Source organism: Leptospira meyeri (genome assembly GCF_004368965.1).
Taxonomy (GTDB): domain Bacteria; phylum Spirochaetota; class Leptospiria; order Leptospirales; family Leptospiraceae; genus Leptospira_A; species Leptospira_A meyeri.
Window position 1 is genome coordinate 2,545,630 of sequence record NZ_SORO01000001.1, and the last position, 25,291, is coordinate 2,570,920.

The 25,291-nt window shown below is 36.8% G+C and carries 27 protein-coding genes; 15 read left to right on the forward strand and 12 right to left on the reverse strand.

Annotated elements, in window-relative coordinates:
- The first annotated feature begins 1 nt into the window (after position 1).
- From CLV96_RS11995 to CLV96_RS12020, 6 genes are all read left to right on the forward strand, one after another.
- The gene (locus CLV96_RS11995; RefSeq protein WP_004784997.1) at positions 2-664 is read left to right on the forward strand and encodes a rhomboid family intramembrane serine protease; all 663 of its coding nucleotides are present in this window, start codon (positions 2-4) and stop codon (positions 662-664) included.
- Positions 664-2,106 carry an MDR/zinc-dependent alcohol dehydrogenase-like family protein gene (locus tag CLV96_RS12000; protein ID WP_004784207.1) on the forward strand — a complete coding sequence of 481 codons (1,443 nt, stop codon included), beginning with the start codon at positions 664-666 and terminating at the stop codon, positions 2,104-2,106. The genes CLV96_RS11995 and CLV96_RS12000 overlap by 1 nt, the downstream gene beginning before the upstream one ends.
- A 4-nt stretch (positions 2,107-2,110) precedes the next feature.
- Positions 2,111-4,561: a hypothetical protein gene (locus CLV96_RS12005; protein ID WP_004785281.1), complete on the forward strand. Its 2,451-nt coding sequence runs from the start codon at positions 2,111-2,113 to the stop codon at positions 4,559-4,561.
- A complete protein-coding gene (locus tag CLV96_RS12010) occupies positions 4,558-4,980 on the forward strand; it encodes an NUDIX domain-containing protein (protein ID WP_004787197.1) in 423 nt (140 codons plus the stop codon). Before CLV96_RS12005 ends, CLV96_RS12010 begins: the two co-directional genes overlap by 4 nt.
- Complete coding sequence (locus CLV96_RS12015; RefSeq protein WP_004784451.1) at positions 4,973-6,112, forward strand: carbon-nitrogen hydrolase family protein; 1,140 nt, start codon at positions 4,973-4,975, stop codon at positions 6,110-6,112. Before CLV96_RS12010 ends, CLV96_RS12015 begins: the two co-directional genes overlap by 8 nt.
- A 99-nt stretch (positions 6,113-6,211) precedes the next feature.
- Entirely contained in the window at positions 6,212-6,409 is a 198-nt protein-coding gene (locus CLV96_RS12020; RefSeq protein WP_004786610.1) for a hypothetical protein, read from the forward strand.
- On the opposite strand, the gene CLV96_RS12025 is transcribed toward CLV96_RS12020, so the two are convergent.
- Complete coding sequence (locus CLV96_RS12025; RefSeq protein WP_004785599.1) at positions 6,406-7,533, reverse strand: hypothetical protein; 1,128 nt, start codon at positions 7,531-7,533, stop codon at positions 6,406-6,408. The genes CLV96_RS12020 and CLV96_RS12025 overlap by 4 nt on opposite strands.
- Positions 7,530-8,150, reverse strand: a complete 621-nt coding sequence (locus tag CLV96_RS12030; protein ID WP_004784855.1) for a hypothetical protein — start codon at positions 8,148-8,150, stop codon at positions 7,530-7,532. The genes CLV96_RS12025 and CLV96_RS12030 overlap by 4 nt, the downstream gene beginning before the upstream one ends.
- A gap of 67 nt (positions 8,151-8,217) precedes the next feature.
- Here CLV96_RS12030 and prfA point away from each other — a divergent pair, with 67 nt between their 5' ends.
- The 3 genes from prfA to CLV96_RS12045 all read left to right on the forward strand — a co-directional run bounded on the left by prfA (position 8,218) and on the right by CLV96_RS12045 (position 11,634).
- Positions 8,218-9,279 carry a peptide chain release factor 1 gene (prfA, locus tag CLV96_RS12035; protein WP_040917175.1) on the forward strand — a complete coding sequence of 354 codons (1,062 nt, stop codon included), beginning with the start codon at positions 8,218-8,220 and terminating at the stop codon, positions 9,277-9,279.
- An 81-nt stretch (positions 9,280-9,360) separates the two neighbouring features.
- Entirely contained in the window at positions 9,361-11,052 is a 1,692-nt protein-coding gene (locus CLV96_RS12040) for a S8 family serine peptidase (RefSeq protein ID WP_004786767.1), read from the forward strand.
- A gap of 3 nt (positions 11,053-11,055) precedes the next feature.
- Positions 11,056-11,634, forward strand: a complete 579-nt coding sequence (locus tag CLV96_RS12045) for a hypothetical protein (RefSeq protein ID WP_004786956.1) — start codon at positions 11,056-11,058, stop codon at positions 11,632-11,634.
- A gap of 25 nt (positions 11,635-11,659) precedes the next feature.
- On the opposite strand, the gene CLV96_RS12050 is transcribed toward CLV96_RS12045, so the two are convergent.
- Genes CLV96_RS12050 through CLV96_RS12060 form a run of 3 tightly spaced genes read right to left on the reverse strand, consistent with a single transcriptional unit; the run spans position 11,660 to position 14,234 of the window.
- Positions 11,660-13,270 carry an ATP-binding protein gene (locus CLV96_RS12050; protein ID WP_004785719.1) on the reverse strand — a complete coding sequence of 537 codons (1,611 nt, stop codon included), beginning with the start codon at positions 13,268-13,270 and terminating at the stop codon, positions 11,660-11,662.
- Positions 13,267-13,872 (reverse strand): chemotaxis protein CheX, encoded by a 606-nt coding sequence (locus tag CLV96_RS12055; protein WP_004784842.1) that lies wholly within the window; start codon positions 13,870-13,872, stop codon positions 13,267-13,269. Before CLV96_RS12055 ends, CLV96_RS12050 begins: the two co-directional genes overlap by 4 nt.
- A 2-nt stretch (positions 13,873-13,874) precedes the next feature.
- Positions 13,875-14,234 carry a response regulator transcription factor gene (locus CLV96_RS12060; RefSeq protein WP_020776543.1) on the reverse strand — a complete coding sequence of 120 codons (360 nt, stop codon included), beginning with the start codon at positions 14,232-14,234 and terminating at the stop codon, positions 13,875-13,877.
- Between the two features lie 85 nt (positions 14,235-14,319).
- Here CLV96_RS12060 and CLV96_RS12065 point away from each other — a divergent pair, with 85 nt between their 5' ends.
- Entirely contained in the window at positions 14,320-14,820 is a 501-nt protein-coding gene (locus CLV96_RS12065; RefSeq protein ID WP_004787695.1) for an MORN repeat-containing protein, read from the forward strand.
- On the opposite strand, the gene metF is transcribed toward CLV96_RS12065, so the two are convergent.
- The gene (gene metF / locus CLV96_RS12070) at positions 14,785-15,672 is read right to left on the reverse strand and encodes a methylenetetrahydrofolate reductase [NAD(P)H] (RefSeq protein ID WP_004784069.1); all 888 of its coding nucleotides are present in this window, start codon (positions 15,670-15,672) and stop codon (positions 14,785-14,787) included. The two genes, CLV96_RS12065 and metF, sit on opposite strands and share 36 nt — an antisense overlap.
- A gap of 12 nt (positions 15,673-15,684) precedes the next feature.
- Positions 15,685-16,500, reverse strand: a complete 816-nt coding sequence (locus tag CLV96_RS12075) for an SDR family NAD(P)-dependent oxidoreductase (RefSeq protein WP_004786791.1) — start codon at positions 16,498-16,500, stop codon at positions 15,685-15,687.
- 59 nt (positions 16,501-16,559) lie between these two features.
- Here CLV96_RS12075 and CLV96_RS12080 point away from each other — a divergent pair, with 59 nt between their 5' ends.
- Both CLV96_RS12080 and CLV96_RS12085 read left to right on the forward strand, forming a co-directional pair.
- Positions 16,560-17,315, forward strand: a complete 756-nt coding sequence (locus CLV96_RS12080) for a biotin--[acetyl-CoA-carboxylase] ligase (protein ID WP_004786878.1) — start codon at positions 16,560-16,562, stop codon at positions 17,313-17,315.
- Positions 17,316-18,107 (forward strand): type III pantothenate kinase, encoded by a 792-nt coding sequence (locus tag CLV96_RS12085; RefSeq protein WP_004784778.1) that lies wholly within the window; start codon positions 17,316-17,318, stop codon positions 18,105-18,107. It begins immediately after the preceding gene.
- On the opposite strand, the gene CLV96_RS12090 is transcribed toward CLV96_RS12085, so the two are convergent.
- From CLV96_RS12090 to CLV96_RS12105, 4 genes are all read right to left on the reverse strand, one after another.
- A complete protein-coding gene (locus CLV96_RS12090; protein ID WP_004785898.1) occupies positions 18,096-18,623 on the reverse strand; it encodes an SGNH/GDSL hydrolase family protein in 528 nt (175 codons plus the stop codon). The two genes, CLV96_RS12085 and CLV96_RS12090, sit on opposite strands and share 12 nt — an antisense overlap.
- A 119-nt stretch (positions 18,624-18,742) precedes the next feature.
- Positions 18,743-20,179, reverse strand: coding sequence for a glycosyltransferase family 39 protein (locus CLV96_RS12095; protein WP_004786658.1), 1,437 nt, complete (start codon positions 20,177-20,179; stop codon positions 18,743-18,745).
- 7 nt (positions 20,180-20,186) lie between these two features.
- Positions 20,187-20,525 carry an STAS domain-containing protein gene (locus CLV96_RS12100; protein WP_002975971.1) on the reverse strand — a complete coding sequence of 113 codons (339 nt, stop codon included), beginning with the start codon at positions 20,523-20,525 and terminating at the stop codon, positions 20,187-20,189.
- Positions 20,526-20,580: 55 nt separating this feature from the next.
- Positions 20,581-21,198, reverse strand: a complete 618-nt coding sequence (locus CLV96_RS12105; protein WP_004785027.1) for a site-specific integrase — start codon at positions 21,196-21,198, stop codon at positions 20,581-20,583.
- Positions 21,199-21,389: 191 nt separating this feature from the next.
- Between CLV96_RS12105 and CLV96_RS12110 the strand changes: the two genes are divergently transcribed.
- Genes CLV96_RS12110 through CLV96_RS12120 form a run of 3 tightly spaced genes read left to right on the forward strand, consistent with a single transcriptional unit; the run spans position 21,390 to position 24,143 of the window.
- Positions 21,390-22,460, forward strand: a complete 1,071-nt coding sequence (locus CLV96_RS12110; RefSeq protein WP_004786986.1) for a toxic anion resistance protein — start codon at positions 21,390-21,392, stop codon at positions 22,458-22,460.
- Between the two features lies 1 nt (position 22,461).
- Complete coding sequence (locus CLV96_RS12115) at positions 22,462-23,331, forward strand: magnetosome magnetite crystal formation protein family (protein ID WP_004786432.1); 870 nt, start codon at positions 22,462-22,464, stop codon at positions 23,329-23,331.
- Positions 23,331-24,143 (forward strand): inositol monophosphatase family protein, encoded by an 813-nt coding sequence (locus CLV96_RS12120; protein ID WP_004784549.1) that lies wholly within the window; start codon positions 23,331-23,333, stop codon positions 24,141-24,143. The genes CLV96_RS12115 and CLV96_RS12120 overlap by 1 nt, the downstream gene beginning before the upstream one ends.
- On the opposite strand, the gene CLV96_RS12125 is transcribed toward CLV96_RS12120, so the two are convergent.
- Positions 24,124-25,290: a glycosyltransferase family 4 protein gene (locus tag CLV96_RS12125; RefSeq protein ID WP_004785847.1), complete on the reverse strand. Its 1,167-nt coding sequence runs from the start codon at positions 25,288-25,290 to the stop codon at positions 24,124-24,126. The two genes, CLV96_RS12120 and CLV96_RS12125, sit on opposite strands and share 20 nt — an antisense overlap.
- Position 25,291 lies beyond the last annotated feature (1 nt).

The following is a 25,291-nucleotide window of genomic DNA, read 5'->3' on the forward strand; positions in this document are numbered from 1 at the left end:
TATGCGATCATTTATTTGGGAATTTCCCCTCACAGCAGGATTTTCATTATTTCTTTTTTTGTTATACCCAACGGTTTCTATTTTTTTTCCTGATTTGATTTCTATTTATTTTATCGCAACACCTGGTGAATTCGAACCAATTAATTGGGTTTTATCTACATTCTTCCACGGATCCGGTGCACATTTGCTTTCGAATTTATTTTTTCTTTTATTACTTGGTCGAGTTGTAGAAAATCGAGTAGGAAAAGCAAGATGGCTGTTATTTTATTTTATGGCAGGATTACTTTCTGTGTTAGGTGATGCGACAGTAAGGGGCTTAATTTTAGGAGACCGGACTCCCATTGTAGGAGCAAGTGGAGCGATTTCTGGTCTGGCTTCTGCTGCCACTTTATTATCTCCTTTTCGTTTTCCTATATCCAAAAAAAAATCCATACCATTCCCCGTTTTTCTCTTTGGTTGGATGATGGTTTATTCGGATATAACCAATTTATTTGCTCGCGATCAAGTAGCTCACTGGGCTCATCTTGGCGGTTTTTTTTCAGTTTTTGTAACGAGTTACTTACTGGGCGACAAAGAAAGACGAGAAATTAGACAAGGCTTTCTCTTGAACTTTACCTTTTTTACATTGACTATCATTCTTCTTTTTTTTATCAACAATAGGTAATGAACTTAAAATTTCGAGCGAAGGATTACACATCCGATGACTCGTTTGAATCAGCAGAATACGAGTATTTTGGCAATGAAGCGGAAGGTTGGGAAATCAAACGGAATGGTCAACCTTACCTTCATTTAGGACCTGGTTATATTCCTCTTAAAACGATCTCTTGTGGAGTTTGTTCCACGGACATAGACAGACGATTTTTACCTTTTCCGCTCCCCCAAGTCATTGGGCATGAAGTTCTAGCCGAAGGACTTGGTGACAACCAAGGGAAACAATTTGTCGTAGAAATTAATGATACCTATGAAGCTCGAGGAGACAAGGACTTGGATCTTTTTTGTAAAGAAGGAATTCCAACTCACTCACCCGAAAGGCGAGTCCTCGGGATCGACCGTCTTCCAGGTGGATTTGGTCCTTATATTTTAGCTCCGGTTCATGCTGCTATTTCTTTGGAAGGAGTTTCTCCAAAAGCCGCAGTTCTTATGGAACCTTTTGCGGCTGCACTTCAGGCCATCCTTGCTTCTCCTCCCAAATCGGGAGACCATGTGGCTGTCCTTGGACCTCGTCGTTTAGGAAGTTTGATTTTGGCAGCACTGGCCTCTTACCGAAAATCGAATCATTTAAATTTTCGCATAACAGCAATCACTCGTCATGATCATTTGGTTACTTTATCTAAAGTTATGGGCGCAGATGAGGTGATTGATCTTCGCAAAACAGATGTTAGTAAAATTAAAAATCAATTCGATATTGTTTATGATACAACTTCCACAACTTCAGGATTTGAATCTGCTTTAGAAATTGCTAAACGAGAAGTTCATCTCAAAACGACTAATGGTCAAGTGATGGCTGGAATTGCTCATTTAACCGAACTTGTAGTCGATGAACTTTCGATTCTTCCATATTCGGAGGAGAATGTTTTGTTTCATTGGAAAAAAGAAAATCGTAAAAACCAAAACATCTTTGTTTTTGCTGGAGTTTCCAAAACGATAAAAGATAATTTAAAAAAACAATTTACAGTTTTTGAGGGAACTTCTTCAGAAGCAGAGAGTATTTTAAATTCAGATTCCTTTTCGAATCGATTGCCTCGATTCGATTTGGTAGTGGTTTCTAATCCAGAGGAATTAAGTTTAGCAATCCGTCCTAATCCTAAACATGAAAATTCTTTGGTTCGTCCACGTGGAGCGATTCTTGTCGACACGACAAATACAGGCAAGTGGTCAGATGATGCTCGTTTGGTGGCTAAGTTTTTTGCAAATCAAAAGGAAATTCATAGTTCTCGTTGTGGAGATTTTCATATGGCGATTTCACTTCTTCGTGATAATCCAGAGATCACTCATGCATTAGAAACAAATTTAATCTCCCACCGTTTTTCATCAGACCAATTGGAAGAAGCATATGCAACCGCCAAAGATCCATCAAGTGTTAAGGTAGTTGTAGATTTTAAATAGCTTTATGACAGAAAATAAACAGATACATACTTCCCTAGGTCCTGTTCTTGTTCCTGTAGAAGATGGCCTTTGGGAGATAGATCTTACTCACCTACGGATTTTTTTTGGACTTTCGATCCTTTCTCGTACCATTGGAGAAGAGATCGGTAACCAATTACATTCTTTACCAGGCGATTTGTCTTTTACGTATAAAATAAATCCAAACATCAATCATGAATTGGTGGATATGCATATCCAACATGTGCAAGTTTTTGCCAGAGCTGGAATTTTAAAAGATTGGGTATTATTTCGCGAACAATTTGAAGAGAATTTACGTTTTGTTTTTGGTTCTTTTCAACAACAATCAGTAGCTAAAAAAATCCATCCAGAGTTTTACGGAGAAGATCCGAATCGAAATTCCTCGGTCGCACTCTTATTTCCTTTTGAAGCTGAATTTGTTCACCCCTCTGGTTATTATATACTAATGGAAAGAGTATCCAGTCAATATCGGATTGGCGATTTTTTTCTTCGCATAACAATTGATACACAAGAGGATGGATGTTTAAATCTTTCAAATATCAAACATGAAATTATTAGTGATGCACATACAAGAACTTATATTGCAGGAGCTTCGAAAATCAGTGAATCATTAAGCAATGGAATGATCAACGCTGCGCAAAAAGGGGAAACTTTTTACGAAGAAGAAAATAGTCATTTTAGTAAGGTATTTTCTCAAATAGAAAAGACTCCTCTTGGGAAACTAACAAATATTAATTTTTATTGGGAAGAGCAGTATCGAAATTTGATTTTAAGTTCTGACCCCAGTTTTTCTTTAACAATTCTTAAAAAACTTTTTCTTTTATTAGAAGATTCTTCTGCATCTAAAAAAATTAAAGAAGGCAATACTATTCGAGCCATCATCGGAAAGGTTTCCGTTTATGTTGATCTTTCCCGGTTGGATCGAGTTTTAAATTTTAGCATTAATCAAAAACGAACCTTACTCGACTCTTCGTTCTATTTGAAACGGATGCCCATGTTGGAACAAATTGCAAATTCTAATGGACATTCATTTAATTTTGAAGGTGTTCATGTTTTTTTAATTCATCACATAACATCAGAAATTATTTCATTGATTGAGACTTTCAGAAGATTAAAAGTTAGTTCGCTAGATGTCGCCTTTGTAAAGTATGGTGGAAATATTCCTCCTGTATATTTAGATATTCTATTGGATATTCCAACTGAAATGTTCTTTATGGCAGGTTTAGAATTCAAACTCACAAAAAACAATACTCCATATTATGGTGTCTCTCCATTATATAGTGACTTTGAAACACATTCAACATTTCGTCATAAACTAGAAGAAGCAAAACTTGGTTTTTTTGATGCGATGAGGCAGTTAGCAGTTTTTCTTTTTTTAAACAAACTTTTGGCCCTAATTGAGAAAAATGAAAAGATAATTTTAATTGAAGATGGTGGGTATGTTGCACCGGTGTTGAATGAGCGTGCATTAGATGGGCTCTCACTTGGAGATGTACTTGATGAATTTTGGGTGGAAACCAAAGACCGATCAATTAGAGAAAAGTCATTTGCTGAAATTTTAAAAACTTCAGTTATCGGAACTGTTGAACATACACGGAACGGTTATGATCGTTTGGTAAAAGTGAAGGCAGAGAAAACAAACTTGTTTTTACCTTCTTTTTCCATTGCAATTTCTAATGAAAAAACTAAAGAAGAATCCAAAGAAGTTGCTCGTTCCATTTTAAACGCATTGGATAATACTTTACATGGAATAGGTAAGGTCCTTTCCAAAAGGAAGGTTCTTTTACTTGGATCCAAAGGAAACATTGGCGGATTTTTAAAACAGTACTTAATCGGTGGATTTTTACATGAAACCAATTTGGACATTTTAGAGGTGGATCGAAAGTTTGACTCTGAATCCAGATTCAGTAAAACAAATTTTGCTAATGTATCTGATTCTGAATTTGCTGAAATTGACTTGATCATTGGTGTCACGGGTGAATCCATTATTTTGCCAAAAACTTGGGAATCTTGGATTTTAAAAAGCAAACACAAACAATTGTTCATTGCCTCAGGTTCCACAAAAACAGTAGAGTTTGCAGATTTTATTAAATGGATCAATGAGTTGAATTTAGCAGATACTCCAAAGTTAGGTGGGGAAGATCTTGTTATTTCTTTTGATAGAATATTGGATCCACAAACACAGATGGATTTAGGATCTAAAATTATTTTTAGAATTGATAAGAAACAAATTGAGAAAGAAGTTTTTCTTATCAGTGATGGGAGTCCTGTGAATTTTTTGTTTTTTGGTGTCCCGACAGAATCAATGGATCCTATCATTTCGCAACTTGCTAGTGTTTCTTTAGGGATGGTTAATTATTATAAATCTAAAAATCTTCCAAATCCAGATTTATATGCAGTTGATCACCAAATTAATGTTTGGGGAATGTTTTTGTGAGCAACCATGGTTTTTTTCAAATTACTCAAAAGTTATTCCTTCGGAATGGGAACCAATTATTAGTTCTGCGAGATAGAAAGTCTGGCCATGGAGATCTTCCTGGTGGCCGTATGAACGAAGGCGAATTTTTTTCGGATTGGACCGATAGTATTTTTCGGGAAATTAATGAAGAATTAGGCGATCAAATTAAAATTGATGTAAATCCTGAACCAATTTTTATACATAAACATAGGGTAAATGAAGGGAATTTTCCTTGTGTCATCATTGCCTATTCTGCCATATTATTGGACGGAAAAATTCAGTTATCTGATGAACATGACTATATGGACTGGGTTGATATAACAAAGTTTAATCCATCCAATCTTTTTTCGGAGTATATGTTGGATGCTGTCCAACTCTATTTAAAAAAATATGCATAATTTATATGTTCCTCCATACAAAATTCTAACTTTCGTAGTTTTATTTGGCTTTGGTTTTTTTTCTGCATCAATTCTAAAAGATGATCAAACCGCCTTACCGAAATTTGATATACCAACTCCAGACATAAGTTTTGATTTTAAATTCGATTTTAATTTTAGTAAACCTGAGGTAGATGAAGAGATTTTAAAACCTGCCAAATCCTGGACTGATATTAATCTTCAGACCAATGGGGTTGATAGAAAATATGGAAACTTAGTTGGAATTCAACTCGTTCTAAAACCAGAAGACTTTGTAAAAGAAGAATGGTGGCGGGAGCGGATTGACGAAACATTGAACAAAGGTAAATCTTCTGGGATCTTTGACCGTAAAACTATCGTCATACTTCCTGAACATACTGGCACAGGATTAGTGTTTTTAGATGAAAAATCCAAATTTTTAAATGCAGACTCTTTTGATTTAGCTTTAAAAACAAAAGGGGAAAATTTTACAAGTTCTGATTTTTTTTATCTGAAGGCCGAAAAAATGGCAGAAGTTTATGTTCGAACTTTTTCTGAATTAGCGAAACAATATAATGTTCCTATCTTAGCCGGTACAATTATTTTACCAAACCCAAAAATTGTAAAGGGTAGTCTTGTTCTCGATTCCAAAGGGCCACTTTATAATGTAGCCATTCCTTTTTCTGCTGATGGAAAATTAATGGATCCTCTTGTTAAAAAAACATTATTAACTGAAGAAGAATTAAAAATTCTTTCTCCTGGGGAGATCACACAGGATCGTATTTGGGTTGTTCCTGGTTGGAAGGTCGCAATATTCATTGGACAAGAAGTGTTTGATGCAAACATTTATAACCGTCTAGTTGGAAAACCCATTGATGGGTTGATTTCACCTTCCGCCTCTTATCCCGATATGAAGTGGCAATCCTATAATTTAGAAGATTCTAATGTTTGGAGACAGGAAGGTTTAGCAAAATATATAAAATCAACTAAGGCACAAGACCTTGTACAGGTGTTTCTTGCTGGGCAGTTATATGGTAAAAATTGGAAAGGGAAAACGTTTAACCTTCGTGACTTTTCCAATGAAGATCAGGTAGGGTCGGTAGAAACGCCAACGATCTTAAATTTGTACTTTTAATTTTTGGGTGATACACTCACTTTTTGAACCTTTAATTTTGGGATCGGCTATAAAATCGATTTGACAGGGGATTCCTTTCCCCAAAAAATTTTCAGAGTTATGGCACAGAAGTCCCTTCCTAAAAATGAGTTTTATGTAAAATGCCCTTTGTATACGAAAGGACTCTCGATTTGTCCTAGTGCCAAAGATCGTTTACAAACAGAGGATTTGGAAAGACTCACTGCCCATTGCATCACAGATACTTACAAAACTTGTGATATTTTTTCTGCTAAAAAGGAAAAAGAACAGGCGGCTTAGCCATCATTCATTTTTCTCACTTTTTTAAAATAATCATAAATCATCCAATCTTCTGCTGAAAAATTAAGATCATCCAACACAAGTTCCCCTCGTTTGCTTTCGTAGATAATTTTGTCCCCCGCCACACCCCACAATCTCTCGATAAAAAATGGAAAATGTTCCTTTTTGCCAGAAACCTTCCATTTCATTGGTTGATTGGGATCATTTTGATTGGTTGCAATAAATTCATCTTTCCCGGTAAGACGCCAGGAAAACGCTTCGCGAGTAACGATGGGAATCCCTCGATTGATAGAAGGCGTTTTCCCTTGGTGGTATACAACTTCTTTGAGATAAAGATCACCAATTTTTCCACCAACAACATATCCTGAATTGCCATTATTATAATAAAACCTTGGTAATACGATGTCTTTCGAAAGGAGAGTAACTCTTTTCGATTCCATATTTAGGAAAAATAAATTATATGAACCTCCGATTCCTGACCAAATAAGAAATTCATTTCCAATAGATGTGATATGGTAGTGTGTTTTTAATTTTGGGTATGGAGTGGGAAACAGTTCTCCTGAAATGAATTTTTCTGGTTTGGAGTCATTTCCAGTTTTTTCAACGAAGAGTTGATTCTCAAAAAAATATAACAACAAATCACCGGAATTGGTTATTGTCATTCCTGTTTTACAAGGAATATGTACGATGGATTCATGTTCGAGTGAAGAATCTGAGGTGGAATATCCAAACAGCGCACAACCGCCATACTGTTTCAGTGGATACTGGACTGCCACATAATTTCCATTAGCTGATACTTGGATAGAATCTGGCCTAAGTTTCAGTTCAATTGAATTTCTGTTATCATTAACTAAATCTTTGAAGAATAAAGTTTTGTTTTCTGTCCAAACGATTTTGGTTCTATCTTCTGAAAGAGCAAATAGTCTAGGTTGGTTTGGTTTATTTTTGGAAAGGATTTCTGATGTTGATCGATTGGCAGAAAGCCTATCTTGTAATAAGGCCAGCGCTTTTTCGTATTTTTCTTTTGAGATTAAATCTTCTATTTCTGAAACTAGGGATTCATGTTTTGATTGGCAAGAGAAAAGAATAAGGACGATTGGGATTAAAATAGAAAATAATTTCACTGAGACTCCAATAACTCTCTGATTTCCTCTGCATGGATTTCTTTGGAAAAAAGATCCATTGCAGTTTGGCCAACACGTTTTGTATCATAATAGGCAAAGGTTCCTGTGACTACAGCACCACCGATAGGAATCCAACGCGCAAACTGTTTGCGGATAATGGATTTTGAAATAAGTAATCCTAACTTTTCCAACAAAGTCTGGAATACTCTAACGGTCGTTGGGCGAATTAAAATTTTTAAAGAAGATTCTTCTATAATTTTACGAAATACATGAGCACCGCCATGTTTGAAGAGACAATATAGTAGTAGTTCTTTTGTGACTTGGACTTCTTTTCCGTAAAGAGCTGCAATGTCCAAAATCAGATGGCCTTGGATTCGATACACAAAAAGTAATTCAGGTAGGATGCTGAGAATCCCCAGAGGACCCGGTGGAAGAGAGCAGGTTGCACTAATTAGACCTGATTTAAAAGAAGCATTTTGGACCAATTCCCGTATGAGATCGTCTGGAGGTTGGATTGTCGGCGCATAAGGACTTCGGTAATCCTCTAAGCCAGCAAATAACTCGATTAGACCGTCTAAAAATCCTTCCGATTGGGCCTGAGATGGCGTTTCGTTCACGGGTTTCTGAATTCCTCTTTAGATTTTAGTTTATCAAAAACAGGCATTCTATATCCTTTCCATAGACATGATAGATAGATTGAAAAAAATTCAAGAAAAATACCTGCGTATCGAGGACGAGCTCGCCAAAGCCACCGCATCAGATACTTTGAAGAATCTATCGAAAGAAAGATCTCGCCTAACTCCCGTATATACAAAGGCAGATGAATATTTAAAAATTACAAAAGACTGCCAAGACGCAAAACTACTTCTCGAATCTGAAAGTGATCCAGACATGCATGCCATGTTAAAATCTGAAGTGGAAGAAGGCGAAAAAAAATTAGAAGAGTTGGCGAAAGAACTCGAAATTATGTTATTACCTCCGGATCCAAATTCCGGTAAAAGCATTTTAGTTGAGATACGTGCTGGAACGGGTGGGGAAGAATCAGGATTGTTTTGTGCGGATTTATTTCGTATGTACAACAAGTATGCGGACAAACAGGGCATTCGAGCAGAAGTCATTGATGCAAGTCCAACGGGTATCGGTGGATTTAAAGAGATTGTTTTTTCACTCGATGATGACAGGGCTTATGACTTGTTTAAATTTGAATCAGGTACTCACCGTGTACAGCGAATTCCAGAAACAGAATCTGGCGGTAGGATTCACACCTCTGCTGTAACTGTTGCTATACTTCCAGAAGCAGAAGAAAAAGAAGTAGAAATTCGGGAAAGTGATCTTCGGATAGACGTCTATCGTTCGTCAGGTGCTGGTGGTCAGCACGTCAATACAACAGACTCCGCAGTAAGGATAACCCACATTCCCACGGGGATCGTTGTCGCTTCCCAGGAAGAACGTTCGCAAATCAAAAACCGTGATAAAGCAATGCGCGTATTACGAGCACGGATTATCGATCAGATGGCTGACGCCGCAAAACAAAGTGCTGATGCTCTCAAAAAAGCGCAAGTGGGTTCTGGAGATAGATCGGAACGAATTCGAACCTATAATTTCCCTCAAGGTCGATGTACAGACCATAGAATTGGTTTTACGAGTCATAATTTGCCGGCAATTATGGAAGGCGATTTGGATGAATTGATAGATGCTTTGGTTCAAGAGGACCGGTCGAAGCGTTTGGCAGAAGCGAAGGCATAAAAAAGAATCCAAATATCTTTGGAATTCGATTGATTCTGGCTGTTCGACTGTTATAAAAAGTAGGTCAGGAATTTTCTTCAGATGAATCAATTGAAAACTACAGTTTCCGTTCTAACTTTGGTAAGTGCTTTTTTAGGGAATTGTAATCCAGTTAATAAAAATGATCCTTTCAGTGATGCTCTGTTTTATGCTTTCCTATTTCAAGCGATCGGTAATGCCCAAGAAGAAAACTGTAGTTTTTCTCCCGTCAATGCGGATTCACTTTTTAATGACCAATGGCATTTACGCAATATTGGCCAATCGGGAGGAACGGTAGGTGAAGACGCAAATGTAAATCCGGTTTGGAACCAGGACATTTCTGGAAACAAAGTGATTGTAAGTGTTGTGGATGATGGCCTTGACACAAGACATGAGGATCTTTCCGCAAATATATCGGTCACAGCCAGAGGACTAAATCTTTTAAACAGTACCATTTTTCCAAACCATACTTATTCCAATAGCTTCCATGGCACCGCCGTTGGTGGTGTGATTGCAGCTCGCGGTGGGAATGGCATAGGCGTTCGTGGCGCAGCCCCCTGTTCTAAGTTAGTTGGGGTAAATATCCTAGAAAAATCTACAATTTATACTTCTGATGAATACCGAGCCATGGTAAATGAAGCCTCTCGTGTTTCCATTTCAAACAATAGTTGGGGGTCTCCCGATGGGTATGGATGGCTTTGGCCTTCTAGTTCTCTATGGCAACAAGGAATCAATGAAGGTATCAGAACTGGAAAATCTGGAAAGGGTACTGTTTACGTTTGGGCAGCGGGGAATGGAGCCAATGGTGGTAGCATTACAGCGCCAATCCTTGTCGATAATGCCAACTATGATGGACAGGCAAATTTTTATGGAGTGATGGCGATCGGTGGAATCGGACAAAACGGAGTAAAAGCAAACTATTCCGAATCAGGTGCGAATCTTTGGGTTGTTGCGCACACACAGGGAAATAGTGCAACTGCATATACAACGGCTATTTCCACAACAGATGCAACTGGAACTTCTGGGATCAATTCTGGTGGAACATCAGGAGATTATTCATTTGCAAATTATACAAAAAAGTTCAACGGAACCTCTTCGGCCACACCTTTAGCGGCAGGTGTGATTTCCTTATTGTTAAGTCAACGCCCAGACTTGTCCTGGCGTGATGTAAGAGAGTTAGTTGCTTATTCTGCTCGAACCAATGATCCTGGGGATACAGATTGGACAATGAATGCTGCTGGCTTGAATATCAATCATAAATATGGGTTTGGTGCAGTGGACGCAGCTAACTTACTCACTAGTGCAGGGACATGGATTCCCATTACTACACCACAAATGATTGATACCTTGCCGTTGTTATCCCCTAATACTCCAATTCCTGATAATGATTTAGTAACAGGTGCTACAGTTAATTATAACGTAACTTCGGGTATTACTTATATTGAATATGTAGATGTAGAATTTACGTCTAACCACACTTATTTTCCTGAATTATATATTCGCATTACATCGCCAGGTGGAACATCAAGTTTCTTAACAGAAGCCCACGCATGTGCAAACCCTTATAGTGGTAGTTTGTGCTCAACTGGTAATACTTCCATTGCTTCTATGACAGGTTCTTCAACTTATCGATTTGGATTGGCACGCACTTTAGGCGAAAATCCAAATGGAACTTGGACCATTAGAGTTTTTGATGCAAGTGCTACAGATACTGGATCTATCAATTCCGTGCAACTACGCATTTATGGCAGGTAACCGATGAGTCAGAAATTCAAAAGTATTGTCCTTATTTATTTATCAATCTTAGGTTCAGGAGTCTTTTCGGTTCCATTGGAAGCTGATCCAAAAGATCCTCCCAATTCGATTACCTTTGTGGAAGGTGGAGTTACAAAAACATTTTATAGAAATCCAAATGTTGTAGCTGAGTTCGTTGACCAAAAACAAGCACAAGACAACCAACAAAACCTACAGGGAAAAAAAGGGATCAAAACAGGTTGGAATGTGAGACCAACTGGAAAAGAGTTATTTGCTAAATCATCTAAGTCAACAACAGCAACAAAAGTTACAGAAGTGTATTCAACAGCAGTAGGTATGGGACCACATATTGTGTTGCCTGGAATTTTAATTGTAACATTTTCAAGTGACCAATCACATGAAACTTTGGAAAGAATTGCGAAAAAACATGGAGTTCAAATTCAAAATAAGTTTTCTCTTCGTTTGGTTAGTTTTCAAACGGAACCAGGATTTGTGTCTTTAGAAAAGGCAAATGGGATTCTTTCGGAGCCAAATGTATTGGAAGCTTATCCTGATACCGCGGTTGAGAAAAGTTTAAAGTAACGTTCACATAACAAATGTGAATTGGTTACATTGCTAGGTAAAAATACATTAGTTTCAATATCTCTTGTTTTCTCACAGGTTTGGATAAGTAGGAAGTGACTCCTGCTAAAAAACTTTTGCTAATATCATCTTTTTGAACATTTGCAGAAATAGCAATAATTGGTACTGAATCACTTGCTTTAACTTGATTGGCGAGTTCTATTTTTCTAATTTCCCTTGTAGCTTCCAATCCATCCATTTCCGGCATCTGCATGTCCATTAAAACGATATCAAACTTTTCTGATTTAAATTTTTCTAGTGCTACTTTCCCATTGTACGCAGTAATAATTTCGATCGGATATTTGCGGAAAAAAGTTTTGATGATAAAAACATTTTCTTCTGAATCTTCTGCTAAAAGAATTTTACATATAGGAAAGTTTTCAGGTTCAGGAAGTTCTAAATTGAGCCAATGTTGGTGGATTCCCGAGATACGTTTGATAAATCCTTCATACGGTATCTCGAAAACGAATTTTGATCCTACAGAAACTTTACTGATAACATAAATATCCCCACCCATGAGCTGAATTAACTTTTTTGTTATTGTTAAGCCAAGACCGGTTCCCCCATATTTCCTAGTCGTTGAACTGTCTACTTGAGTGAAACTTTCGAAAATGGATGTCAATTTTTCAGTGGGAATGCCAATTCCTGTATCTTCTACGGAAATTTTTAAATTCTTCTTATTTTCACTTAACAAACATTCTACGGTAATCTTTCCTTTTTCCGTAAATTTCATTGCATTGCCTAACAAATTGATTAGCACCTGTTGTAATCGCGTTGAATCTCCTGCAATGCTCTCTGAAATTTCATCTTCTACATGAAATGAAATTTCGATACCCTTTGCTTTTGCTTTCATATAGAATAATGAGACTGTTTCACTCATTAGGTCTCGTATTGAAAAATGGATATGTTCCATCTCCAATTTTCCCGATTCGATTCGCGATAAATCTAAAATGTCATTGATAATATTAAAAAGAGCCTTTCCTGAGTTTCGAAGTACTGTCAGATATTCTTGCTGTTCCTCCGTTAGCTCTGTTTCGTTTAAGGTATCTGTCATACCAAGGATGGCATTGAGTGGAGTTCGAATTTCATGACTCATTGAGGCTAAAAAATCTGTTTTTGCTTGTGATGCTTTTTGCGCTTCTATTTCCCTGAGGTTTGCCAAGTTCATTTGTTCTCGTAAAAGTTTTTCACGGACTACTTGTTGAGAAACGTCTGAAATTTGGATCATACAAAAATGATCCATTTCATCTTCAATAGAAATAGGAATGATGTGCAAATATTGATATATTCGTTCTTCCGATTCTCTCTTTTTTTCATTATCATAAAGAGGAAACGGAAATGGATTTAGCGTATGTGTTAATATGGAGTATTGGGAATATTCCAAACAAAGTTCAATAGATTTATATGTTCGTGTATTTTTGAGTTCAGGAAAAATTTTTAAAAAAGGAGAGTTTTCTAAATCTGCTTCTTTGAATCCAGAGTTTTTAAGGAACCAACTGTTGACTAAAACGATATTGAGGTTTTGATCCAGAATGAGGATTCCAATTCCGGACTTTTTAATAATTGTTAATAAATGTTTTTCACTTAGAGTATTCACTGTTTCAATTTTTCTATGAGCACTCTAGAAAGGTTTTTGATACTTTCGAAATTAAGAATAAAAAATATATATCCTTTAATATCCTTACCACTTAGTTTATAATCGATAAAAACTAAAAGGATTGAGTTGTCTTTTTTTGGATTTCTTCTTAAAAGAAGATCTTCATACTTCCCGGAAAAGAATTCAGGTATATGAGTTTCAATTTTATAATCGGACATTTTTGCCAAATTTGATAAGATAGCATTTAAGATAATATTACCTATTTCACTTAGTGCATCTTTTTCAAACTGAGAAACTTCATTGAGTGCAACATAGTCTTTCATCATCATTTTGACAATTTCCAAACTTGCACTTTTATGAAATAAAAGAAATGCCGATCCGTCTCCTATTCCACCAACAAACTTTTGTTCTATGGTACAAACTTCTTGGTCTGCTAGGTATTCAATATTTTTTGCTTCTTCAGTGCTCACGAGTTTTAAACTTGGGACGGTTAGTAAAATTTCGTCCGAAATCATTTCACTCATTAATTTTGCGGCACCACCCAAACTTATGTTAAATAATTCACATAAGGAATCTCGTTCTATTTCTGTTAGAAAATTCATATTTAATCCAGATGTGGGATAATTTTTTCAGCAGTGACAGGCTTTTCTACAAATTCAATTCCAATTGTTTTTGCTCTATTCCTGATCGCATCTTGAATGTTTGCGGTGATTAGAATGATTTTTGTATCTTTATAATTCTTTTTGAGTTCTTCTGCTAAGTCCAAACCGGACAAAGTTCCTGGCATATTTTGATCCAACGTGAAGAAATCGACATCTTGATTTTCGGACAACAGAATATTGGCGTCGTCTGCGGAACTTGCCTCCAAAATCTCCCATTCTGGGTATTTGTCTAAAATAATTTTTCGGATCATTAAACGGGTAACTGTACTATCGTCTACGATCAGTGCTTTTTTTTGTGACATATGTATTGCCTTAATTCCGAACTAGTTTTTATTTGAGACTTATACTTACTAATTGACGGAAAAAAAATCCATCTCCCTGCCATTCATGCGTCCCAAATATTTAATATTATTTTTTTTATCCCTTTTCTGCCTCTGCAAGTCGAACCAAAAAATCTGCGAAGGGGAAAATTGCAGGAATGGAAAATTTCTGGTTCAATATGAAAACGGTGATCGTTTTGAAGGTGAATTTTTAGAAGATGTCAAACATGGTTCTGGAATTTATCAATATTCTAATGGAGATATTTTTGAAGGTGAATACCAATTTGGCTATAAAGAAGGAAAAGGTATTTATCGTTATGCGAATGGTGACAAATTTATCGGTGCCTATAAAAAAGGCAAACGACATGGAATGGGGAAATATATTTTTTCTGATGGATTGTTACTAGAAGGAAATTGGGAGAACAACGAACTACAAGGTCAATCAAGGATCATCAATGCAAAAGGGAGTTTGGTACTGGAAGGGATTTGGAAAGATAGTCGGTGGATAAGTATCGCACCGACTCCTACATCTTCAACCAATGCTGTCGAAATTTCTAATCCCGAGTGATTCGTAAATTCTTCTTGTCGCTTTAGATTTGTTAAGCGTGTACATATGGATGCCAGCAACTTTGTGATCCAATAAATCTCTTACTTGTTCTGTCGCCCAATGAATACCAACGTTTTCTGCATAAACATCGTCTTCTGCACGGGATAGAGATTTTAATAGTTTAGCAGGAAAGTTGGTTCCAAGCGACAATTCAGCCATTCTGGCCATACCTTTTCGAGAAGTGATAGGCATAATCCCTGCGATGATAGGAACTTTGATCCCTGCAATTTCGCAGCGTTCTACAAAATCATAAAAAACGTTATTATTAAAAAATAGTTGGGTACAAATATAATCTACACCTTGGTCAACTTTCCATTTCAAATATTCAATTTCTTTTAAACGATTTGGTGTCGAAGGATGGCCTTCTGGAAAACCGGCAACTCCAATTCCCATCTCTGGAAATTCTTTTTTGATAAACCCAACTAATTCGCCAGCAAATTCAAATCCATTTTCTGTTTTGTGAAATTCCGCCTGGCCTTTGGGTGGATCCCCCCGCAATGCCATAATATTATGGATTCCACTTTTTTGGTATCGTTTCAAAATTTCTCGAATTTCATCTTTTGTTGAACCGACACAAGTGAGATGGCTAACGATCGTTAACCCGGTTCCTTCTTGTAGTTTGACTACTAGGTCATGAGTGAGATCTCTTGTGGATCCGCCCGCTCCATAAGTGACACTTACATAAGCGGGGTTCATTTGAGACAATTCTTGGATGTTTCGGAACAAATCCTCGGAAGCTTCTGCATTCTTTGGGGGAAAAAATTCGAAGCTGATGGTTGTTTGTTTTTTACCGAGGATCTGAGAAATATGCATAAGACCTATCCTCTAAACAGGAATATTTTTCTCAAGTCCCTTGTTAGCCAATAGCCAACCTTTTGATGCTTTTGTTTTGACCGCCAACCAGAGCGAAAATTTGGGGAACAAGGCAGGAAGGATTACAATGGAGGCTCTCAAATATGACGGGACCAAAACTTCTCCTGGATTCTTTTGGATCGCTTTGACAATGGCATCTGCTACCTGAGAAGGTTCGATCACAGGGGTGAAAAGAGAAGGTTTGACACCATCTATCATTCTGGTATTTACCATCGTTGGACAAATCCAACTAACGCCGATTTGAGTATCATAAAGTTCCATTTTTAAAGCTTGGGAAAACCCAACCATAGCATGTTTCGTTGCTGAATAAGTTACAGTTCCTTCTGTACCAAATTTTCCTGCTATACTTGCTAAATTGATGATTGCCGCTTCCTTTTGTTCCCGCAAGATAGGAAGTGAAAGATAAACCAACTTCATGGGTCCTGCCACATTGATTTGGATGGCTTTGCTCCAAACGGAAAAATCCTTTCCTTCGTAATATCCGCTGGGAGCAATTCCGGCATTATTGACTAGGATTTGGAAGGTCAGTTTTTTCTTTTGGATTTGTTTGATTAGAGATTCTATCTCTGATTCTTTAGAAAGATCACATGCAAAACCATAAAATTTTCTACCAAGTGACTCCACTTTGGTTTGGATTTCTTTTAGGATTGGCATTTTAATATCTACACCAATAATATCATTTCCTTCTTTTGCCAATCGTTCTGCTGTTAAGGTTCCGATTCCCATACCACAACCAGTGACAAGTACTGTATTTCCAGATAGTTTCATACTTTCAATCTAATCGATTTTTTACTTTCGTCAATCCGAATCGCAAAGGAAATAGACGCATGGAATATAGATTGTTAAAATCAGAATTGGGTCATAGGCTTTCTACTGTCGCTTCAACCAACGAATGGATTCGTGATGAAAAAATTCCTTTTGGTTCCTGGGTAATAGCTGAGGAACAAACTGCCGGGAAAGGTCGTGGACAGAATGTTTGGCAATCGTTAGGTGAAGACCCTTTGATATTTTCCGGAAAAATTAGAATTTCTGCTGCCGAAATTTCTCTTCCTTTATTATCCATATTTGTATCATCTGCTGTTTTAAAAACCACCTTTCAATTCTTTCCAGAACGAGAAAAAGATACCACCGTCAAGTGGCCAAACGATATATACCGTGAAGATAAAAAAGTAGCAGGAATTTTGGTTCAATCCGAATTCACAAATGGAATTTTTGAAGTGGTGATTGGGATAGGACTCAATTTTTTTGGAAAGAGTATTCCTGAAACTTTGAAAGAGAAGGCTACTTTTTTATGTGATGAACCATTGGGAGAGGGTATTTTAGAAAGATTTGTCAATCACTTGATTGTAGACATCAACCAAGCGGTGATTTCGTTACTCGACCAAGGACAAATTTTGAAGGATTTAGTTTGGATCGAAGATCATTCCTTACTCAAACACAAAGTGATTGAAACAGAATGGCAATCCAGAATGGTACGGGGCCGTGTTTTGGGAATTGATGAATTAGGATTCCTTCTCATTATGACGGAAACTGGTGAAAAGATTGAACTTATGGACACATCACCAAAATTTCGGATTATATAAATGTCAGAATCACCATTATTATTAGTAATCGATGTAGGAAATACAAACACTGTATTTGGTGTTTTCCGTGAAGGTGAGGACACGCCTGATTTTCATAAAAGAACAGTAACAAGAAGGGATCGAACTTCGGATGAACTTGGTCTTTTTCTGAAGGGATTTTTAACACAAGAGAATGTAAAAGCAGATCGAGTGAAAATGGCAATTTATTCTAGTGTAGTTCCCTCTTTGAATCCAATCGTAGAGCGAATGTTAGAGGATTGGTTTAATGTAAATCCATTACGAGTTCATTACCAGATGAAACTAAATTTTGGTATCAGTTACCCACGACCATTTGAGATTGGAGCTGACCGATTGGTGAACGCAGCCTATTGTGCAAAAACCTATCCAGGAAAAAAAGCAATCCTTGTTGATTTGGGAACTGCTACTACCTTCTGTGTAATTAGCGAAAAACCGGAATATGTGGGTGGTGTCATAGCTCCAGGTTTAAAGATTTCTATGGATGCATTAACTCGCAACACGGCCCAACTTCCTCCCATTGTTTTTGGATCTCCAAAGCGCGTGTTAGGTGAATCTACGGTAGAATCGATCCAGGCTGGGTTTTTCTTTGGTTGGATTGGGTTATTGAAAGAAATTGTAAGAGCAATTAAAGAAGAACATCCTGGTGATTATGTGGTAGTGGGAACGGGTGGTCTTGTCACTACGATTCATGCTTCGCATAACCAAGTGTTTGATGAAATTGATCCTATGATGACTTTGAAGGGACTCAAAATCCTCGCAGATTTAAATTCCTAATATTTTTTTACGATAAGCCTCTCCCATAAGTTCATACCCCAATTGATTGGGGTGAATGGGATCTGAAATTGGATACAAGGGGATTGTTCCTGGATTTGATTCAAATAACAGTTCGATATCTACAAAATCGACATTGTTTTTTTTTCCTTTCAGTTGTCTAAGGATTTGGTTGTTTGAACGAATGATTTCTCGAATGGAAGACATATTAGTCAATGGAATGGTTGTGAGTAGAATCTTCGTAATCGGTGAGGATTGCAAAATGGAAATCAATTCTAAGGTTCTGGATTCAAAACCAATAGTTCCGTAGACCATGGCATCGTTGGTTCCTAATTCTATGATCCAAAGATCAGTTGGGATTTCATCCATTCGGCTTCGATTCTGTAACCAGTCCTCCGTCGTATAACCGGCAACTGAAATATCTGTAACTTTGAACTCTTGTGGAAGTTTTGTTTTTAATCCAAAACCTTCAGACCATTGCCCTAGAGAGTCCCCAACAATTGTGATGTGTTGTTCCATAGATAGTCCTCCCAAAAGAGATAAATAATGATTGGTTGGATTATTTGAATGATAGCAACCTATACAAAAAAGAAAACACAAGATTGGAACCAAAACAGTTCTGTAAGAATACCAATCATTCATTTTTTTGTGTATACAATTGTTTTATAATGCAACCAGTGATTGCCTGGAACGGGAATTTCCCATTCCTCACGATTCCAAGAGGAATTTTTTATAATATCTTTGATCACATGATTGATGAGTTGGTCATCATAAAATACAAAACTATCTCGAGATTGAATCGTTTTGACGTAAGCATCAGAAGGAATATCTAATTCCCCGGGGATGAATTCTAAAATATTCAAATCAGGTCTTTTTTTTCGTAGGTCAAAATACGGATCTGGAAGTGCTTGCAAATAAAGAAATTTTGAATTTTTTAAACTCATCTCCAAATGTTGGAAATGGGATTCAAGAATCTTTTCGGAATCAGTTTGAAACCAGTGGATTTGATTGGTATAAAGTAAACTGGAAAGAGATAACAAAATTCCGAAATATGCTAACTTTGTATAATAGTTCTTCGTTTCGTATAACAATGCCATCCCGAATGCCAAAGGAAATAAAATGTGAAAAACATACCACCCTTCGGATGAAGTATATAAAGAAAGCATAACGGAAAGAATCCAAACCCAAAATACAATCCACTTTTGATTCAGTGTCTTAAATTTTTTGAACGATTGTAAGGTCAAAAAGATTAAAGTGGCAATTTCAATTGCAATCACCACCAAACGTAATTTGGAAAACCCAAATCCAAAAGAAAAAACTTTTAGTTTATCCATCAGAGTGAACGTTTGAAGTAAGTTTCTTTTGCGAGTGAGTTGCGCTCCAAATTGGATTTCAAACCAATCCCAATTTGGATGAATGTAATACAACCAACATAAGATAGGTAATATTCCACCAAGAATGAACCAAGGAAAAGATTTAATTCCAAAGTTTCTCCAAACCAGAAATAAAGTTACCAAGCCAAAGGATGCACCGATTGGATGAGATAAAGAAGATAAGGAGAGAGAAACTCCAGCTAACAGAGGAGACCAGAAATTCGTAGTTTTTTTGTTAGTTGCAAAAAGTAGACTTAGGATAAAGAAAAATGCAGTAAGACCTTCCATTCTTGCTGCTGTTCCAAAACGGAAAAGCAACGGTTCCCATAATAAACTTGCCAAAGCAATATGGCTTGCAAACTTCGAGATGGATTGTCTTCGTAAAAGTATATAAAAACCTAAACCAGTAAGATATACAATAAAGGCATTAGCAATGCGAATTGTTGTTAGTGAGTCAGGAAAAACGGAGAGAGTGAATCCAGAGAAAAGAAAATATACGGGAGGCATCCATAAGGTTTTGGATTCCATACCTGGGATAAGCCCATTTAAAACATTGGTTTTGAGATGACCTTCGGTTGCGAATGAGAGGGAAGGAGAAAAAAACAAAACCTCGTCAGGCCAAACAACGGGGAAAATATCCAGGTTGATCCAAACCTGGAAGAAAAAAAGTGCAGAGATAATGAAAAACGAGGCATAAGCCACGTGGGTTTTATTTAGAAAGGGAATTAACGGCTTCTTGTTCCGTTTCAAATACTTCGAACAAGTCCAGAAGCTCTACTACATCGAATACCTTTTTGACAGGAGGTGTGATGCAACAGAGTTTTAACTTTCTACCTTGTTTGTCCAATTCCCGAACCATTCCAACGAAGATACGAATTCCAGAAGAAGAGATATAGGAGATAAGCTCTAGGTTGATGATGATATCTCCCTCACCGTTTTGCACGTCGTCGGCTAATTTGGCCTCCACTTCATCCGAATGGGTAATGTCCAAACGACCGTTAAGGTGAACGAGTGTGTGCTTTCCGATTTTTTTGGTCTTTATTTCCAAGGCGAGCCTACTTGGTGACTAGAATCTCTGAAAACACCAAAGGTTCAAGAAATTTTTACGCTGCTTGGTTTTTGTTTCGGTTAAAAAGTCGCGGATCTGTTCGTTCTTCGACCGGAATGTGCAATAATATTCTTTGCTTGGTGGAACGAGTGGTTCTATGTCCCAAAAACTCTTGGATTTCCCAAACAGGAAAACCTTTTTTGAAAAGATCTAATGCGATCACATCGCGAAGGAAGGGAATGTGAATTTCTCGTGAAATGAGGTTACTTGCATTCTTAAGAATTTTCTGAACTGTTCTCGTACGTAACTTTCCATAACGACCAGGAAATAGATAATCTGTCGGAGAAAATTCTGATGAGTAACGATAAAGCTCCAAAGCCAGGTTAGGCTCAAGGAAGATCTTCCTTCTTTGCAAACGACCACCGTTCTTTAATTTAAAGATAGTTCGTTCGGCGTTGAAGTCAGATATTTTGAGATGGATGAGTTCGGGGAGTGAAAGGCCAGTACATACCAAAAACTTAATGATTAAGTAATGGTGGTAATTTCGATAACGAAGGCGTAACAGCAGAGTCCGTATTTCTGATTGGTCAATCAAACGGTTGTCAAGTGTTGTCACATCAACAGTCAGAACTTGTGGGAGGAGGGCAGGTAATTTCAAATCTTTATTTAGCATGTTTTTTTCTCGCAGGAATGTAACAGTTATAACAATCCATGCAATCAAATTGTCACCAAACCTCAGTTTTGGATCAAATTTTCAGAGAAATAAATTTACTAGTTCATGTTTTCGCACCTCAGTGTTTTCTGCTTGATTCATATTCAAAAAACGATCCCATCTCTAGGAGAACGATAAAGGACAGAAACTCAATGGACTCTTTGGAACTAAAAACGAATGACCCTGAACTCCAACTGACAAAGGAAGATTTACAGAAGGTGGAGGAACTGACCGGACAAATCAAACTTAATAGTCCGAACGATGTAGTCTCCTATGGGGCCTCTGCACAGTCCAAGGTTTCTGAATTTGCCGATAAAGTTTTATCTGAAATTAAGACCAAGGATTCGGGTTATGCTGGTGAACTATTAAATAACCTATTGTTCAAAATCAAAGATTTGAATTTGGATAGTTTTGCGGGAGAGGGTGGAACTTTATCGAAGATCCCACTCATCGGTGGTCTTTTTGACGCTTCCAGAAAGTTTCTGGCTAAATTTGAAGATCTACAGTCCCAAATTGAAAAAATAGTGGATGAGTTACATACTGCACGCACGAACCTAACAAAGGACATAACATTATTGCAGGCTTTATACGAGAAAAATTTGGAATATTTTAAAGAAATCCAAGTGTATATTGCTGCCGGTGACCAAAAGGTAAAAGAATTAAGAGACAAAATCTTACCCGAAATGTTGGAAAAAGCAAAAGCCCAAGGGGACACGTTGGCTTCACAACAGTACCAAGATATGGTGCAAATGGTGGACCGATTTGAGAAAAAAATCCATGATTTGAAACTCACTCGAATCCTTTCTTTACAAACTGGACCTCAAATTCGACTCATCCAGAACGGGAATCAAGTCCTTGTTGAAAAAATTCAAAGTTCAATTTTAAATACTATCCCTCTTTGGAAAAATCAAATCATAATCGCATTAGGTTTGTTACGCCAAAGAAAAGCTTTGGAAGCACAAAAAGAAGTTTCCAAAACAACAAACGATTTAATTCAAAAAAATGCTGAAATGTTGAAGTCGGGAACGGTAGAAATTGCAAGAGAATCAGAAAAAGGAATCATTGAAATTGATACATTAAAATCTGTGAATCAAAAGTTAATCGAAACCATTACGGAAACTTTAAAAATTCAAGAAGATGGACGCCAAAAGCGAAAATCTGTAGAACAAGAAATGATTAAAATTGAGTCCGAAATCAAACAAAAACTGTTGGAATCAAAATAGAATGTCAGAAGTGCAAGTGGAACAAAATCAAGAAGAAAGGAAATGGGCCAGACGCGCCCACCTTTCAACAATTTTAACTTATCCTATGGCGTTATTGCCTTTTCCTTTTTTTATCTCATCTCTTGGTGCAATGATTTATCCTTTTGTTCTGTGGCTTTCTAGAAATAAGTCTTCTTATTCCGCTAAACAATCATTAGAAGCAATTTATTTGCAAGCATTGTTGTCTCTTGGTTTTTTCGGTTTTGGAACTAAGTTTGGTAATGACCGAGTTTTGCTTGTGTTTTCATACGTTTTGATGGCTTTTCTTCATGTTGTCTTTTTAGGTATCGCCATTTATCGAACCACTATTGGGAAAGCGCATCATTATCCATTTAGTTTTTTTCCATTTCTTTTTTCATCTAACCAGACAAAGGAAAATTGGAATGAACTTAAGAAAAAATTTGAAGATAAAGTAGAGTTTAGTGATTACAAATCGCAAATGGAAAAGTTGGATGGATTTCGAATCACAACGGAAAACGAGTCCAAATCACTTAAAGATCTCAATCTACAAGGACTATGTAATGAATACTTACATTCTCTTTCTGATTTGCGCGTAAAACTTGCGGAAGATCCACTCTCTTATCGAAAAGCCAAACAATTTTTGAATTACTTTCCAGAAACCGTTTCCAAAATTTTAAATCAATACAATCAGTTGAGTTCAGAAGTTAATTCACCAGAATCTGAGAAACGAAAAACCGAATTAAGCTCACTACTGAGCGAAGTCATTAAAACAACTGAGCAAGTAAGAAATAAACTCATGGCTGATGAAACCCTAAATTTAGATGTTGAGATCACCGCAATGAAGAAAAACATCGAATTTGGTGGATATTGATGCATTCTGAATTACTTGATAGGTCTTACCATTTTTTAAATTTCCTTCCAGAAGTTGCCGATTTTTTGGTTCAAAAACACAAAGAGTCAGGACTTAAGGTCGATGAAAAGGGACTGTACAATCTCGTCACAGAGGCAGATTTAAAAGCCGAATCTATGATTCTGGATGAAATACAAAAAAACTTTCCTCTGGATGGAATTTTATCGGAAGAACGTGGAAAGATTGATGGTAAATCAAATTATACATGGGTTGTAGATCCGTTGGATGGGACCACAAATTACACTCATGGTTTGCCATTGTACGGAATTTCTGTTGGAGTTGTGGAAACAGAATCAATGACTCCTGTCATAGGAATGGTCTTTTTTCCCGAACTAAATACGTATTACCATGCAATCAAAGGACAAGGAGCTTTCAGAGAAAAAACTCCAATCCAAGTTTCCAGAACAAGTTCCTTAAAAGATTCTCTTTTTGTAACAGGATTTCCTTACGATAGAAACTTGTCTTTAGATACACTCATGCAATATTATAAATCCATTTTGCAAAAATCTCGTGGAATTCGTAGAACAGGAGCAGCAACTCTCGATTTATGCTGGTTAGCTGAAGGGAAATTCGAAGGATATTATGAACTTGGATTAAAACCTTGGGACATGGCAGCTGCGGGATTAATTGTCTTAGAAGCAAAAGGAAAAATTACTTCAATGGATGGAAATGATTTTTCAATTTTAATTCCAAGTTTACTTGCTTCGAATGGTCTCGTTCATGATTATTTGTTAGCTGAATTTGAAGGACAGATCAACCGAGTAGTATACTAATCATCTGGTTTAGTTTTTTACGAATCACTTCTTTGGTAAAATTCTTCAAAACATATTCTCTTCCATTCTTGCCTAACCGGATGGCTAAACTGCGGTTTTCCAAAAGGAAATCCAAAGTTCTTTGGAATGAAAGAGAATCAGAATAATACAACCCACCTTGACTTCTTAAGCAATGTCCTCGCATTACAGATGAATTGGCATTGACTAAAACTGGTTTTTCCTGAATCCAAGCTTCCATAATGGAAATTGAAAAACTTTCAAAAGCAGATGGGTTTAATAAAAGAAAAGATTTTTGAATTTCTGAAATTTTTTCCTCTTCACTTACGAATCCTGTAAAAGTGATTAAAGGGTCTTTTGGAATTTCCAAAGAGGAAATAGAACCTAAACATTTGATACTAATATCTGTTCTGTTAGAATAAAGTTTCCAATTTTCAAAATAATGAAAAAGGTCAGGGTATCCTTTTGCTGGTTCAATACGACCTATAGTGATCAATTGATTAGAATTAGAATTTTTTGATTCTTGTCTTACAAAACGATCAGCAAGGTACGTTCCGATCAAAAAATAAGAACTAACTTTTTGTTTTGTATAACTTTCATAAACAGACAATTCTTCTGGTGCATTGAAACTATACAAATAATGATTCGAATATGTTTTTCGATAGATAGGAAGGCGAAATGGAGGCTCGTCATGGAAGGTTGGCACGATGACAAAAGGTATTTCTAAATTAGGAATACTTGCTACAACCGGATAATAAAGGTATCCTATCAAAATAGCTAAGTCATATGATTTTTGCTCTTTCGTCACAAATTTAACTAAGTCAGGGCAATAAGGTCCTTGTTCTTTTAGAAATTCCCATTGTTCTTTTTCCGAAACAGTATCACCTTTTTCCAAACATTGGTTCAATAGTTGGTTCATTTTTTTTATGTTTCTTGTCTGCGTGACAGGAAAACGTTTCACAAGGATCGAATTTTCAATTCGATCCTTGTGAAATTCGTTTTTCCAGCTTACGTAATCTTTAGCTGCAGATGTACAAACCGTTACTTCGTTAAGTTCAGATAGAATTGATGCATAATCGTAAGCTAATTTTTCAGCTCCCCCCGAAGCATGTTCCAAAAATCTTGCAGTAATGATTAATATTTTTGCCACT

What these genes read in the sequence shown, in the direction of transcription:
- CLV96_RS11995 (WP_004784997.1), top strand. Translation starts at nt 2, where the DNA reads ATGCGATCATTTATTTGGGAATTTCCCCTCACAGCAGGATTTTCATTA.
- CLV96_RS12000 (WP_004784207.1), top strand. Translation starts at nt 664, where the DNA reads ATGAACTTAAAATTTCGAGCGAAGGATTACACATCCGATGACTCGTTT.
- CLV96_RS12005 (WP_004785281.1), top strand. Translation starts at nt 2,111, where the DNA reads ATGACAGAAAATAAACAGATACATACTTCCCTAGGTCCTGTTCTTGTT.
- CLV96_RS12015 (WP_004784451.1), top strand. Translation starts at nt 4,973, where the DNA reads ATGCATAATTTATATGTTCCTCCATACAAAATTCTAACTTTCGTAGTT.
- CLV96_RS12020 (WP_004786610.1), top strand. Translation starts at nt 6,212, where the DNA reads ATGGCACAGAAGTCCCTTCCTAAAAATGAGTTTTATGTAAAATGCCCT.
- prfA (WP_040917175.1), top strand. Translation starts at nt 8,218, where the DNA reads ATGATAGATAGATTGAAAAAAATTCAAGAAAAATACCTGCGTATCGAG.
- CLV96_RS12040 (WP_004786767.1), top strand. Translation starts at nt 9,361, where the DNA reads ATGAATCAATTGAAAACTACAGTTTCCGTTCTAACTTTGGTAAGTGCT.
- CLV96_RS12045 (WP_004786956.1), top strand. Translation starts at nt 11,056, where the DNA reads ATGAGTCAGAAATTCAAAAGTATTGTCCTTATTTATTTATCAATCTTA.
- CLV96_RS12055 (WP_004784842.1), bottom strand. Translation starts at nt 13,872, where the DNA reads ATGAATTTTCTAACAGAAATAGAACGAGATTCCTTATGTGAATTATTT.
- CLV96_RS12060 (WP_020776543.1), bottom strand. Translation starts at nt 14,234, where the DNA reads ATGTCACAAAAAAAAGCACTGATCGTAGACGATAGTACAGTTACCCGT.
- CLV96_RS12065 (WP_004787695.1), top strand. Translation starts at nt 14,320, where the DNA reads ATGCGTCCCAAATATTTAATATTATTTTTTTTATCCCTTTTCTGCCTC.
- metF (WP_004784069.1), bottom strand. Translation starts at nt 15,672, where the DNA reads ATGCATATTTCTCAGATCCTCGGTAAAAAACAAACAACCATCAGCTTC.
- CLV96_RS12075 (WP_004786791.1), bottom strand. Translation starts at nt 16,500, where the DNA reads ATGAAACTATCTGGAAATACAGTACTTGTCACTGGTTGTGGTATGGGA.
- CLV96_RS12080 (WP_004786878.1), top strand. Translation starts at nt 16,560, where the DNA reads ATGGAATATAGATTGTTAAAATCAGAATTGGGTCATAGGCTTTCTACT.
- CLV96_RS12085 (WP_004784778.1), top strand. Translation starts at nt 17,316, where the DNA reads ATGTCAGAATCACCATTATTATTAGTAATCGATGTAGGAAATACAAAC.
- CLV96_RS12090 (WP_004785898.1), bottom strand. Translation starts at nt 18,623, where the DNA reads ATGGAACAACACATCACAATTGTTGGGGACTCTCTAGGGCAATGGTCT.
- CLV96_RS12105 (WP_004785027.1), bottom strand. Translation starts at nt 21,198, where the DNA reads ATGCTAAATAAAGATTTGAAATTACCTGCCCTCCTCCCACAAGTTCTG.
- CLV96_RS12110 (WP_004786986.1), top strand. Translation starts at nt 21,390, where the DNA reads ATGGACTCTTTGGAACTAAAAACGAATGACCCTGAACTCCAACTGACA.
- CLV96_RS12115 (WP_004786432.1), top strand. Translation starts at nt 22,462, where the DNA reads ATGTCAGAAGTGCAAGTGGAACAAAATCAAGAAGAAAGGAAATGGGCC.
- CLV96_RS12120 (WP_004784549.1), top strand. Translation starts at nt 23,331, where the DNA reads ATGCATTCTGAATTACTTGATAGGTCTTACCATTTTTTAAATTTCCTT.